The organism is Wohlfahrtiimonas populi (assembly GCF_002006795.1).
Classification (GTDB): Bacteria; Pseudomonadota; Gammaproteobacteria; order Cardiobacteriales; family Wohlfahrtiimonadaceae; genus Wohlfahrtiimonas; species Wohlfahrtiimonas populi.
In genome coordinates this window covers 1-12,930 of sequence record NZ_MVDN01000022.1, presented here as the reverse complement: position 1 = coordinate 12,930, position 12,930 = coordinate 1, and the positions used below count along the sequence as shown (strand labels likewise).

Below are 12,930 nucleotides of genomic sequence, written 5' to 3'. Positions count from 1 at the left end.
TTGTGTACTATCTGTCAAACCCCCGATCCCCATGCTTGCTAAAGCCGTAATATAATTTCCACCAGCCTTACTAAACTGCTCTTCATAAAACCGTTGGAAACCCATTTCTTTGAGAGCTCCTTGCATATCATTATTAAAAACTTTATCTGCAATATTTAACCCAGTAGTCACACTTTTAAAATGCTTTGTGAAATTTTGCTCTTCAATATCCCAAGTATTCAACTGTTCAGAATATTGTTGTAAATATTCCATAAATGATTGGACACCTTGGCCTAATACAGCTCCATCAATAGTTGGAATACCTGATGCTTGAACATTCATTCCCATAGATAACATCAAAGAGCAAAGGCTTACTTTTAACAATCTTTTTTTATTGCGCTTCATCATTATTGTCCTTTAATTATTAGTAAAATTTTTCCGGCGTTCATGAAAAATTGGTAACCATACTTTAGGATCTTCTCCTACTTCATCAATAATGGATTCAACGATTTCAACATTATCTGTACTACCAGATAAAATTGCTAATTCATCATCAAACCCTTTTAAATCTAATTTGCCAATTGCAGTTCTATGTCCTTGCTTAATCAAAAACATACGAGAATCTTCATTGAATTTACGTATAATATTAAACTCAGTTTCAGATAATTTAAAGCCTTCCATATAATCTTTTTTGTCTGCTAGCGGATTTGGCAAATAAATTTCCGTAGCACACTGCTCAATAATTGCCTTAGAAATATCAGAACCTAGAATTTGTGAAGGGGACTGAGTCGCGAATACACCTAGCCCATTCTGTTTACGTATTGTGTATTGTTTATTTCTAGCAAAGTCGGAAAATGCTTCATCATCTAGCCATTTCCAAAACTCATCCATAAAATAAATAAATCGACGACCATCAATTACTTGCTCCATACGATGCAATAAATACATAGATATTGGCGTGCAAACAGTTTTTTCATCTAAAAAGGCTGTACCATCAATGCCATAATTACTATGTGTTGTGAAATCTATTTGATCATCAGATTCATCAAATACCCAACCATATGTTCCACCACGAAGCCACTTAGATAAACGCTTTACAACACTATTTTCTCTATCCTCTTTATCTATACCTTCTGTGATGTTCTGAGTAACTAAAGATAAGCAACGTACATGTTTTGGCATACGCATCACAGTACGAACTGCTGCACTAATTTTTTGTTCATCCGTCACAGTAATTGTACTGCCTTCTGTAGAAACTAATTGCTTTACAAATTGTTCTAAGAAAATAATATTTTCATCTGTAGGGTCCATCTGAAATGGGTTTAACCCCGTTGGCTGACCATGTTTCAATGCTAAATACTTGCCACCTAAAGCGCGTACGGCAATCATGGCACCTTGGTCTTTATCAAACAACACTGTAGTAAACGAGTTCGACCCACGGTTATATTTTTGCACTTGGCATAATAATGTTGCTAATAAAACAGTTTTACCAGCACCTGATTGACCTATAATTCTAGTGTTACCTAAAAGTTTTTTGTCAAAATCATTATCTTCTTCACGTGAGGAATGAAAATTAAAATACAAAGGTTGTCCTGAAGGAGTTTTAAACAAAGTCACAGCCTGTCCCCAAGGATTTCCATCTCTTTTCCCTGCTGAGAAATTGTGAAAACTACATAACCCTGCAAAGTTAATAGAGGTTAACCGAGCAATTCTTGGACGATAAAACCAATTTGCTGGCATTTGTGCATAAAATCCTGCCTCTGTTGCTGTATTAATCTGAGCAGCAATAAAACCTAAATCTTGTACAATTGCCATCGCAGAGGTGCGGTTTTCTACAACCGATTCGACTGTATCACCAATTAAATATAACGAGAAATGGTATTCACCCATAGCAAATTGCCCTTGAATCAACTGATCAATTGCAAGTGCCATCTCTTCAATCTGTGTTACTGATCCATCTCCAGAGTTTGATAATTGACGCTGTTGTGTCTCAAGGAATTTCTTCCCTTGTGGCCGACTCATAAAAGAAAAGGATTGAGTCATAATATATTCATAATCCTCATACATTAAAGCATTTAATAGCCCAGCTTCTGTATGAGAAGTATAATCTTTAAAATCAATACCTTGTAAATAACGAGTTCGTGTAGGCGTCCTTAATTCAATAGTTTCTGTGCCTGCAAATAGCCATGCATTACCCAAATATTGATTTAATGGTATTTTTGGCACTCTAACTTTTTGCCACTCGGTCGTAACCAAAAAATTCAAAAACGTCAAAATTTCTGAATATAAAACGCCATTCTCTTCATAGCTTGTTAGAGGTGTAATATCATAACGAGAAAAACTTGCCTCTATTTGATATGAGGCTTCTTTCATTTTCTCTAACGCTGCTTCCAAATCCAAACGAATATCAGCTGTTGTTCGTCGCGCTGATTTTGCGGCGGCTCTTTGTGTTGCACTAGTAATAGGACGATAAACAAGTGTAAGATATAATTCATTAGCCATCATTCTGTAGCCTGTAAATGAATCATAATATTTTTTATCAAAATCCCTGCAAAACTCGTTAGAAAATTCCGCTTCTAAACGATCACTCGTACGTCTTCTTACATTATGGGTCCAAATAGCAAAATTTTCTGAACCAAGAGAACGTAGAATGGTATTTAATTGTTCTTTTCGTACATCTAGTAATTCATCATCAGCTGTTTCAAAACTAATCCCAGCTAGTTTCCATACTTGTAGGTAGTCATTATCAATTGTTGTAATTACAGTAGGGCTGACATGAGCTGAATATGGAATATACGAAGAAATATCCCGTTCTGCTCTAAAGTGATCTTCGTAAGTAGTTTTTTTTCTCATTATCTTTCGTTTATAATCTTTCAAACTGAATAGTGAATTAATCTCTTACAATCTACCCGTACCACAAATCTCATGAAGATTATTTATAATCTCGTCGGCTAAGTTTAATAGGTTTCTTTTTCTGAAAAGAAATTGGGGATGAAGTAAAAGCTTTCCAAAAATGCCTATTTTTAAGGCCTGGCATACAAAAAAATATCTTTAAAAACAACAATCTAAACTGTTGATCATCTTTCTTAGTTAGTACACGCATAACAAAATAAATTGGTATTATGCCAAGCATAAAAAGTATATTTGTCCACGTTGCAATCAAAATAAACCCAGCTAATACCGCAGCAAAAGGGCCCATTGGCACCCCAAAAATCATTGGGGGCCGTGTACATCCTTTAAATAAAGAATCTCTAGCTTTCACTGACTAGTTTATCCCTGTTGTTTTTCTGTATAAATACCACTAAGAACAGCTGTATCAGCTTTAAATGGGCATGTTGATGGTACTGAGTTTTGAGTTAATGCAGAATCATCACACTCTTCTCCTTGCATAAACCAACCTGCAATTGTTGCAGCACTTCCAATCATAACTCCACCAGCAAGAATTTTTGCACATTCAGTGATTTCTGCACGAGTAAATAAGAATTTATAACCAGCCCACATTACAGCTAATGTCACAACTACAACTGAAATACCTGTAAGGATTTTTTGTACATTTTTCAATGTTTCACAAATTCCTGCATCTTGAGCAAACGCAGGTGCTGACATTATTAATAAACCAAATAAAATACCAAAAGATTTTCTACTCATTCTCATAAAACATCCTATTACTTATGTCAAATAAACTTATTTTTAGTGATAAAATTATGTTTGCTAAAAAACATCAAAGGATTATACTACTAATCAAAAATATTTTCTATTACTTCTAATTATTATCTATAATTTCTTATGATTGATTTTTTTGCACTTGCCCTTACCTGTTCCCCAAATGTAGCAGTTGAAACAATCTCTGCGATAGTTGAAATAGAATCTTCATACAACCCCTATGCTATTGGTGTTGTTGGTGGATATTTGGAACGACAACCTAAATCAAAAGACGAAGCAATTGATACAGCTAATATGCTTTATGAACATAATTACAATTTTTCAATGGGGCTAGCACAAATCAATTTGCACAACCTCTCTCGCTATAACATATCTATTGAAGATGCCTTTGATCCATGTACAAACTTAAAAATAGGCGGGAAAATTCTTGAAGAATGTTACTTAAGGGCAGTAAAAATAGCAAAGGAACAAGATGCCTTACGTAAAGCCTTTTCTTGTTATTATAGTGGTAATTTTATTCGTGGATTTAAACCTGATAGCCCAAATACACTTAGCTATGTTGATAAAGTAGTAAATATAGCATTGATGAATCGCCCTGTCGTTCCAAAAGTTAAAGTCACCAACGATCAAGATGAAATAGAACCAATTAGCATTAAAGTAGTCAATACAAATGGCACGCCACCTAAAAATACAGACAGAGACAAACCTAAAAAAAATCATTCACCATCAAAAATTATTTATGATAATGATAGTATTATCATAAATAATGATTCCTCATCTTATAATAGTAATGATACACAAGTATTTTAATTAAAAAGATCTTGTTAATTAACCCCTCTGGTGGATTCCACCAGAGGGGTTATATTTATAGATGTCATTCTACATCATCACTTTCTTCGCCATCATCACTATCCTTATATTCATACCTATCATTGTTAGGATCGCTAGGAGCTGATGAATCCAAAATTGTCTTTGAGTCGTATTTACCATATCCATCTATCATTTCATCTATATAGCCAGCATTTTCAGGCGCCTCAGGTTTATAGTCTTTAACATCCTGAATAGCTTTCTCTGATGGAGTAAAGTGATCAAAATCTATAGGACTTTGATAATACCAATAGCCAAAGTAATACATTCTTTTACTATTAAAATCATATACTGCTTCTAAATTTTGTGGAATAACTATAACCTGACCATTTTTATGTGCTTGTTGCCAAGAGTTATTACGCAACACTTCTAAAAACCAATTACGCACAGTATAAAGCTGAGATTTTTCAGCAATCGCTAACAAATATCTTGTTACAGAATCTTTATAATCTCCTAAGAAACTATTTAAATCATCTCTATCCTCATCATATGACCTAGATAAGTACTTAATTCCTTCTGGACTTAACCAATCATGATTAGAATTAATTTCTTTGGATGGCACTCTTTTAAATAATGGTGTTTTATAAATATCCACGTACTCATGCGTAACATATCTGGCGCATTTGTCATCTAAAATATCATTAATCACTTCCATTTCATAAAAGAAGGCTGGATTACTAGGCTCTTTTTTAGAGGTTGGATCAGCCCAATTGAAACGAATAGTTATCATTCTTTCATTGTAACTAGATACACCATATTTATTCCCTGCTTCTTGACCATGCCTATCAACAGTACATTCTCCAACACCATCACCAATTAATTCTATCAAACTATTAAAACCTGTAGCACCTGAATATGGTTTACTATTAGAACCAGCTATGCTAGCTTTATTTCCACGGCGTGAATCGTCAGTTGGACACAATTTCAAGAAGTTCTTGCGATTTGTTACTGTTTTATGAGGCTTTTTAGGTACGAATGTCCTTGCCAAATATTCAGCAATTGCAGACTGGCATTCACTATCAGTACCGCCACCAACCAAACATAAAAGTGCTTTACATGACAATGTTTCATCCCCTGCCTTCAACCATCCTTCAATACCAAAATCTGTCTCAGCTGCACTTTTGAGATCAAGAGAAAACTCATTTATGCCTGAATTGCCATAACGGGATATTTTATCATTTATCGTGGATGTCAAATTTTTAGTATTACGACTTCCATCCTCATTTCTAGCAGCAGAATGAATACCGTCATATTGATCACTCATAGAAGCTTGTTGCCTTTTAAGATAATCTTGCCTGTCTTGCCCCTTTAAATTTTTACCATCTTCATTCCCTAAAAATTCCTTAATATTACCTTTATTAAAAGCTTCCATCGCTCTTAAATACTTATAACGCTCTAGAGCTATATCAATCTTCTCATTAGCACCAAGTATAGATGATCCTTTATAGCTTAAATGGTAATTACCACTAATTCTTCCTTTTTCTTTANTTAAATACTTATAACGCTCTAGAGCTATATCAATCTTCTCATTAGCACCAAGTATAGATGATCCTTTATAGCTTAAATGGTAATTACCACTAATTCTTCCTTTTTCTTTAGAAGGCTCATCAACAAAATATTTCCGTTGATGCAAAACTTCTTCCATCATATATTGGAGGATTTTATTATATTCATTCTCTGCATCGGATAACATTGAGGCAACTCGCTGACGCTCAGAATTAGATGAAGGTCTTTCAGGCAAAGAAACATCATTTTTATCTGCCCTATTATTTGTCTCCACTCTCAATGATTGGATACGTTCATTTGCCAATCTAGTTCGTTCAGATACATATGCTGATTCTTGTTCATTATTAGAGTTACTCACTCCTATATGATCAACAATATCGTCACTATCACCCCAAACTTCAGAATAACCAATATTTGTAAAAAACATTAATATACAACTGGCTATAAACAGCCAATATCTTTTCTTTTTTATCATATAATCACCTTAAGGCTCTACAATTTGAAAATTTATTCAAACAATATCTGCATATTATAATAGATATCTTATTCATTATTATTGATTTCAAGCAATGGAATATCAGTAAATAATTCTTTAGCTTGCAATGCTTTTGCTACATCACCTGAAGTTGGCATTTTTTTACCTAATGCAGCCAATAAAGGAGATACCTCTTTAAACCTGTCCATAAATATAGGGTCTTCAAAGTATTTTATTTTATCGCATAAAATGGGCTTAATATTTTCTAAATTAATAATTTCTTTCCACTGTCCAATTTCTTTGATTTCTTGTGGGAGCATCAAAGCCCTACGTTGATCAGAAAAAGAAACACTACCCCCTCCCTTCTGTTTGCTTTTAGAAGTTGACGTGACGGTTTCGTCCCCCAACATTTTTGAATACAATTCGGCGTCTTCTTGTTCTCTTGGAGCATATAAAATTTGACAAGCATGATTAGTCATCAAAGTCCTAGCACCTTGACGCCCATATCCATCAGGAATCTCATCTTCTAATTGTGATGGAGATTGAATAATCGTCAAAAGCCTCAAGTTATAACCTGCCATATATGATACAGATTTAGCAATAATGCCAACACGACCAATCGAGGTAAATTCATCCATTAAAAGCAAGCACTGATATTTTAACTCAGGATTATCCTGTGGCAGTTCCTGTGTATTAATATTGATCAATTGTGAAAATAATAGATTGATTAAACGCCCTGCCTCCACTAAATGATTAGGAGTAATACCAATATAAATAGACATGCGTTTCTTACGAACATCTCTCAAATCAAAATCATTTCCACTAGTAGCTGCATCAACAATTGGATTAGCAAAAATCCCTAATGGAGCATTAAATGTAGCTAAAATACTTGTGCGAGTGTTATCGGCAGTATTTATAAAACGATGAAAGCTCTCAACACAAGCGCTTGAAAGAGGGTATCCTTCTAAAGCTCTCTCGTCTATCAGTGAATGTAAATATTCATCAATCGGCATACCTTTACCTGAAGATTGTCGTAACATTTCACCAATGGTAATGGGATATCGCCCCTCACTTTCAAATAAAAACAATCCAAATCCAACAAATAAATTACGTGCCTGATCTTGGAAAAATGGATCTTTTCCTCCAGATGGATAAAGCACTTCTCCTATACTAATTAAATCACTAACACGAAAGTCCCCTCCTCGGACATAGGATAGAGGATTATATCGATGCGAACGATAATCATCAGCAAAAGGATTAAACAAATATACATCTTGGCCATACATTTTTCGGTATCCAGATGTTAAGTTGAAGTTTTCTTGCTTCACATCTAAAACAACAACTGAATCTGAATAATTTAATAGATTAGGAATAACTACACCAACACCTTTACCTGATCTTGTTGGCGCTGACAGCAACACAAATTGTTGCCCTCCAAAAACTAAATACTTATTGTTATATTTACCCACAAGTATTCCTTTTTCAGAATACAATCCAGCCTTACTAATTTCTTTTGCATTTGCAAAACGAGCCTCACCATGCAAAGATTTTTTATGTTGAAAAATTTTAAAAAGAACTACTGATAGCAAAGCAATGATAATAAATAAACTACCAATACCTGTTTTCAATACAAGATCTGGCTTGAAATCACTGTACTCACCCTTCATCCACTCTAATGCGCCAGAAAACANCAGAATACAATCCAGCCTTACTAATTTCTTTTGCATTTGCAAAACGAGCCTCACCATGCAAAGATTTTTTATGTTGAAAAATTTTAAAAAGAACTACTGATAGCAAAGCAATGATAATAAATAAACTACCAATACCTGTTTTCAATACAAGATCTGGCTTGAAATCACTGTACTCACCCTTCATCCACTCTAATGCGCCAGAAAACAAGCCCGCATCTAATACATCATTAGGCCCCTTGGAAATTAAATAGAGAGATGCTCCCCATAACCATTGCCATAACAATAGGCATATAAAAACACCTATTACACATAATCCTATTTTTAAATTTTTATTCATAGTAACTTCAACTTATATCTTCATATTATTAATTGGAAATTTTGCCCCGTTTGACATTAGGGTCGTACCAAATTTCAGTAATATGCCGCCCCAAGTGCGTGCTAGGCTCATTATGAACATGAACAACAATATCAATAACTTGGTGCAATAATTTTCGAATCACATCATATGGCAACGTCCTACCCTGTCTATTTTGCAAAACCATTAGTGCTAAACGATCAAATGTTAATGCAGCCGACCCAGCGTGACAACTAGTGATACTACCACCATGACCTGAAGCAGCAACATTAATAAAGTCAAAGGTTTCAGCACCTCGAAGCTCTGCCAAAAGTATACGAGTTGGTTTCATACGCAAGCAGCTTTTTAATAATGTTGCCGCTGTAACAGGCGATCGATCTTCTTCAGAAGCTTCAGAGGGATAATACAAATGAACATGATTTGGGTGATTAGGCAGAAATAGCTCAGGAACATCTTCGATAGTTATAATACGATGCTCCACATCTATATCTTGCATAAGTGCTTTCATAAAAGTTGTTTTTCCTGATCCTGTTGCTCCTGCAACAACAATCACTTTTTCTAACTGTACAGCTTTACGCATGAATCCAATATAATCACCTGATTCTTTTAACTTTAATAAAGCTAATTCATCTGACGTTAAAGATTCACTAATAGGTTGTATGTGTTTAAAAAACCCTTGCTCCTCATAGCTTTCTAATGTGCGCACACTAAAAGATGGCTTACGAATTGTAATAGAAATAGTTCCATATTCACATGCTGGTGGCATCACAACCTGAATCCGTTCCCCACCAGGTAATACAGCTGATAGAATAGGACGAACATCAGAAATGTCATTATCAACATACTTTGCTATGGCGATTGAAAGTGACCTCAAATGATCATAATCCATCTCCTTTACATCATAACGTTTCCAAATCCCTGCGCTCTCTACAAATACTTCTTTTGGACGATTAATACATATTTCAGTAATTTCTGAGTCATCCATCCATTCTTTTAATGGTTCCATTAAATACAAAACTGATGTAGCACGAGAAAATTGTGAATTAAGATATGGACTACTCGGATTGGGCATCATAAACTCCTGAGAAATCCAAGTCTCTTGCTACAAAAATAGCAATCTTTTCACCTCTATTTTTTGTCATTATTTCTGGTATATTTGCTTGTTTTGATAAAACTTGATTGATAATATCATTTAGTGGCTGCCCTGTTTTACCAAGATCTATAGTCACCCCTGAATTATTGTTATTATTTGGATAATATAAGCCTTCACCATTATTACCAGAATTATTGCGATTTTTACGATTCATGATATCAATAGTTGCCATATTTGCTCCTGTTGTATACGCGGTATTGAATACACTGAGCAACATAGCAGTTCCAAAACGCTTCCAAAATCTATGATCAACATACCCTGGCGTTCCTGCTCCACCAAGTGGGTCTGCAGCAGGCGAATCTAGATCAACAATAATGCCATTTGGTGTCTTAGCTCTTGTCCATAAAATAAACAAACGTTCTACGCCTTCTTGAATATTATTCTGATACTCTCCTACTATTTGTGTTCCTCTTTCTAATAACAAAACAGTTCCTGTATCACTATAAACATCGCGTGTAGTTACACAGCTGACAAAACCAGGCACAGAAGTATCTATTTGTGTTTGCAATGAACAATTAATAACAGTCCCTTTAGCAAGTAAATAATGACGATTTTTAAGTTGCACAGCTTTCACTTTTTCAGTTTTGGTGGCCACTAATTTTTCACCTAAGTTACTATCGTCATCACCACCTTGCATTGCTTTAGAAGTTCTAGCCTGTCCTTCATTATTTGCTATTTTCTTAGCGGCCTTATCTTTAGATGAAATCATCAAACCAGACGCAGAATGATCAATCAAAGGCTTAGGAGGTTCAGCTTTTTTTGCAGATACCACTATTGGCTCTGATTTAGGTTCTGGCTTAGGTTCTGGCTTAGGTTCTGGTTTAGGTTCTGGTGGTAACCTTAAATCAATTTTCACATCTTCAATAAATGGAACTGCCGCATTTGATTTTACAACCTGAGCTTTTACCTCGTCCTCCTTAACTTTTTTCTTGCCAAAAAAAGAAAAGTAACCATAAGCAAATGTAACCAACAATGCAATTACTATAAAAGCAATAGCTAACAGATTATTATTAGAACGCTTTGCCGTATTAACACTTGGTAAGCTTCTTTCTCCTTGTACTGTTCCAACAGTTCTCTCTACTTTATTACTTTCAGCTGACATAACTATTTCCTAAAATGATACGATCATATTATAACGATGGTTTAATAACACGCTTCACCCCTGGCACATTAGTGCCACTCGCATATTTATTTAATCTTTGTGATCCAAAGCGTTCATTATATATACCAACCACCTTATCGCCGGAACGTAAAACAAACTCTTTTGCTACACGATGAAGCACCAACACATCATTTTCTACATGAGAATTAATAATACTCTCTTCTTTGCCATCTACTAAAAATGCTACAGGAAACTCATTGGCTACAGAAAATTTCAAATATGTAAAACGTCCATCATCATAAGCCATGAAAGGTGCAATATTACGAGAATTATCACCTACTTGCATCGTATAATCCCAATTCAATGCAGAATATCTATTATTTTTCAGCCTCTTTTCAGTTTCTTTTGCAGCCCATTCCTTTTGTTTTTGCGCACGTTCCGCTCGAAGCTTATTATTTCTCTCAATCATATCATCTTTGCTGTATTTAAATTTAACTCTGTACGATACCGTATCGCCATGTACCCGAGTCTTTTTATCCACAACATTAATATCAAACGCGTACAGACGTTTGTCAGTGGTTACTAATAAATTAGTATTCCAATCCTGCGGGTTAGGCATTGCAGTACCTGCATTAGTCTTTACAGACTTGACCTTTAAAAATAATATATTACCTCTATTAGCAAATTCCCATCCTTGAGAAAAACCACTAGCAATATCTAAAATTTCTTCATTTTCAGAAAAAACAATTTGTGATCCAATTGCAACAGATGCATTTACTTGCACCACATCATCTGGATTATATTCAACAAACTGTATTCTTCCATCAGCATAAGAACCTTGAGGAAAATCTAAAGCAAACGATACATTAATAGCCAAAAAGCCACTAATTACTACAATAAGATATTTCATTGAGCAACCCTATCTTTTTAAAATAAATACTAGTTATCTGCAACTGCATTATAACTTTTCACACGAAAACCTAGAGGATTAATAAGCCTATCTCGCTCATTCAAAGATAAAATCTCATAGTCATACTTAATATCTACCGTAAATACTCGACTCTGCAAAATTTTATTATCATTAGAGGTTAAATCAACTTGGTTTATTCTAAAACGCACAGTCGCGCCTCGGCTCTTATCACCACGTTCAAACTTCTGTAACATAGTAGAAATAATTTCCACATCAACACGCATCTTATCTCTATATAATTTATGAAGAGCATTATCACCACGGTAGAGATTTTGAAATTCATTCCACACAGGCTTTTCTGACATAAGTTGAACAGTGCGGAAATCATCTCGTAATATATAGTAATTATAACGTTCAAAATGAGTAACAAAATTACTTAGCCAATACTTATCCATAACAGCATCATAATTTAGTTTTTTAGGATTATAAACCTCAGACACCTCTGTTCGACCAGATGCATTATCTACTTGTACAACGTAAGGCACATCCTTTTTTAGAGGTAATAGAAAAAACAGCCCCACCCATGAACAAACAAGCATTATTAGCAAAAACACACAAATATACCACGCCCTTCTTTCCGAGCTTTCAAGCAGTATTGATCGCGAGACCTCCCAATCAATTGCTTCATCATAATATGATTTTTTTTGTGTAGAAGTTCTTTCCATCACACTTTCACCATTAGCGTTAGATGATAATTTATCTCTTCTTTTAAACATTATTTTTCCCATTAACCTTAAATACAAACTGATTTATCTACATTCACACATGCTACAACGGCGCATAAATTTTATTTAGAAGGTACCACTGAATGTTGTTCTGATAAATCTATTGAATGTTTAGACCCTTCAATAGTCAAATAACTCCCATAATTGGGATCATTAATAATCATCAAATATCTTGTCTCTCGATTCAATGGATACAAACGTACCCACCCCAAAATCACAAATATGAAAATAATTAAAATACCTAGAAATATTACATTGATTTTTTTTCTGGAAGCATTTTGTTCTTGATCGAGATAATCACCCCAACTCATATTAGTATCATCAATTGTTTTCTCAGGCATATCTTTATACAACATATCTATCCTATATTTTTATTCTTTCTGCTCTTATATTTTCAATTATTTTTGACTATCATTATCATCTGAATGCACAACAATTAAAGGA

At 34.5% G+C, this 12,930-nt stretch carries 11 protein-coding genes and 1 pseudogene; 1 reads left to right on the top strand and 11 read right to left on the bottom strand.

The window, feature by feature from the left end; all coding sequences use genetic code 11:
* From BZK16_RS13500 to BZK16_RS13485, 4 genes and pseudogenes are all read right to left on the bottom strand, one after another.
* Positions 1–387, bottom strand: a pseudogene (locus BZK16_RS13500) (hypothetical protein); the annotation flags it as partial.
* Positions 388–396: 9 nt separating this feature from the next.
* Complete coding sequence (locus BZK16_RS13495) at positions 397–2,832, bottom strand: VirB4 family type IV secretion/conjugal transfer ATPase (RefSeq protein WP_077929412.1); 2,436 nt, start codon at positions 2,830–2,832, stop codon at positions 397–399.
* Between the two features lie 79 nt (positions 2,833–2,911).
* Positions 2,912–3,241: a type IV secretion system protein VirB3 gene (locus tag BZK16_RS13490; RefSeq protein WP_269845031.1), complete on the bottom strand. Its 330-nt coding sequence runs from the start codon at positions 3,239–3,241 to the stop codon at positions 2,912–2,914.
* A gap of 8 nt (positions 3,242–3,249) precedes the next feature.
* A complete protein-coding gene (locus BZK16_RS13485; RefSeq protein WP_158076866.1) occupies positions 3,250–3,627 on the bottom strand; it encodes a TrbC/VirB2 family protein in 378 nt (125 codons plus the stop codon).
* A gap of 138 nt (positions 3,628–3,765) precedes the next feature.
* Between BZK16_RS13485 and BZK16_RS13480 the strand changes: the two genes are divergently transcribed.
* Positions 3,766–4,452 (top strand): lytic transglycosylase domain-containing protein, encoded by a 687-nt coding sequence (locus BZK16_RS13480; RefSeq protein WP_077929409.1) that lies wholly within the window; start codon positions 3,766–3,768, stop codon positions 4,450–4,452.
* A 64-nt stretch (positions 4,453–4,516) separates the two neighbouring features.
* Here the strand turns inward: BZK16_RS13480 and BZK16_RS15020 are convergent, their stop codons facing one another.
* The 7 genes from BZK16_RS15020 to BZK16_RS13440 form a co-directional block, all read right to left on the bottom strand.
* On the bottom strand, positions 4,517–5,773 hold the full coding sequence (locus BZK16_RS15020; protein WP_077929413.1) for a TrbM/KikA/MpfK family conjugal transfer protein: 1,257 nt from the start codon (positions 5,771–5,773) through the stop codon (positions 4,517–4,519).
* 785 nt (positions 5,774–6,558) lie between these two features.
* Positions 6,559–8,157, bottom strand: a complete 1,599-nt coding sequence (locus tag BZK16_RS13470) for a type IV secretory system conjugative DNA transfer family protein (protein ID WP_077929408.1) — start codon at positions 8,155–8,157, stop codon at positions 6,559–6,561.
* Between the two features lie 389 nt (positions 8,158–8,546).
* Positions 8,547–9,611, bottom strand: coding sequence for a P-type DNA transfer ATPase VirB11 (virB11, locus tag BZK16_RS13460; RefSeq protein WP_096777529.1), 1,065 nt, complete (start codon positions 9,609–9,611; stop codon positions 8,547–8,549).
* Positions 9,592–10,791, bottom strand: coding sequence for a type IV secretion system protein VirB10 (gene virB10, locus BZK16_RS13455; RefSeq protein WP_077929405.1), 1,200 nt, complete (start codon positions 10,789–10,791; stop codon positions 9,592–9,594). The genes virB11 and virB10 overlap by 20 nt, the downstream gene beginning before the upstream one ends.
* A 28-nt stretch (positions 10,792–10,819) precedes the next feature.
* Positions 10,820–11,701 (bottom strand): P-type conjugative transfer protein VirB9, encoded by an 882-nt coding sequence (gene virB9 / locus BZK16_RS13450; protein ID WP_077929404.1) that lies wholly within the window; start codon positions 11,699–11,701, stop codon positions 10,820–10,822.
* A 29-nt stretch (positions 11,702–11,730) separates the two neighbouring features.
* Entirely contained in the window at positions 11,731–12,477 is a 747-nt protein-coding gene (locus BZK16_RS13445) for a virB8 family protein (RefSeq protein WP_158076865.1), read from the bottom strand.
* 71 nt (positions 12,478–12,548) lie between these two features.
* Positions 12,549–12,842: a hypothetical protein gene (locus BZK16_RS13440; protein ID WP_077929402.1), complete on the bottom strand. Its 294-nt coding sequence runs from the start codon at positions 12,840–12,842 to the stop codon at positions 12,549–12,551.
* Positions 12,843–12,930 lie beyond the last annotated feature (88 nt).

Coding starts and splice junctions, on each gene's coding strand:
- BZK16_RS13495 (WP_077929412.1), bottom strand. CDS start 2,832: ATGAGAAAAAAAACTACTTACGAAGATCACTTTAGAGCAGAACGGGAT.
- BZK16_RS13485 (WP_158076866.1), bottom strand. CDS start 3,627: ATGAGTAGAAAATCTTTTGGTATTTTATTTGGTTTATTAATAATGTCA.
- BZK16_RS13480 (WP_077929409.1), top strand. CDS start 3,766: ATGATTGATTTTTTTGCACTTGCCCTTACCTGTTCCCCAAATGTAGCA.
- BZK16_RS15020 (WP_077929413.1), bottom strand. CDS start 5,773: ATGAGTGATCAATATGACGGTATTCATTCTGCTGCTAGAAATGAGGAT.
- BZK16_RS13470 (WP_077929408.1), bottom strand. CDS start 8,157: ATGAAGGGTGAGTACAGTGATTTCAAGCCAGATCTTGTATTGAAAACA.
- virB11 (WP_096777529.1), bottom strand. CDS start 9,611: ATGATGCCCAATCCGAGTAGTCCATATCTTAATTCACAATTTTCTCGT.
- virB10 (WP_077929405.1), bottom strand. CDS start 10,791: ATGTCAGCTGAAAGTAATAAAGTAGAGAGAACTGTTGGAACAGTACAA.
- virB9 (WP_077929404.1), bottom strand. CDS start 11,701: ATGAAATATCTTATTGTAGTAATTAGTGGCTTTTTGGCTATTAATGTA.
- BZK16_RS13445 (WP_158076865.1), bottom strand. CDS start 12,477: ATGTTTAAAAGAAGAGATAAATTATCATCTAACGCTAATGGTGAAAGT.
- BZK16_RS13440 (WP_077929402.1), bottom strand. CDS start 12,842: ATGTTGTATAAAGATATGCCTGAGAAAACAATTGATGATACTAATATG.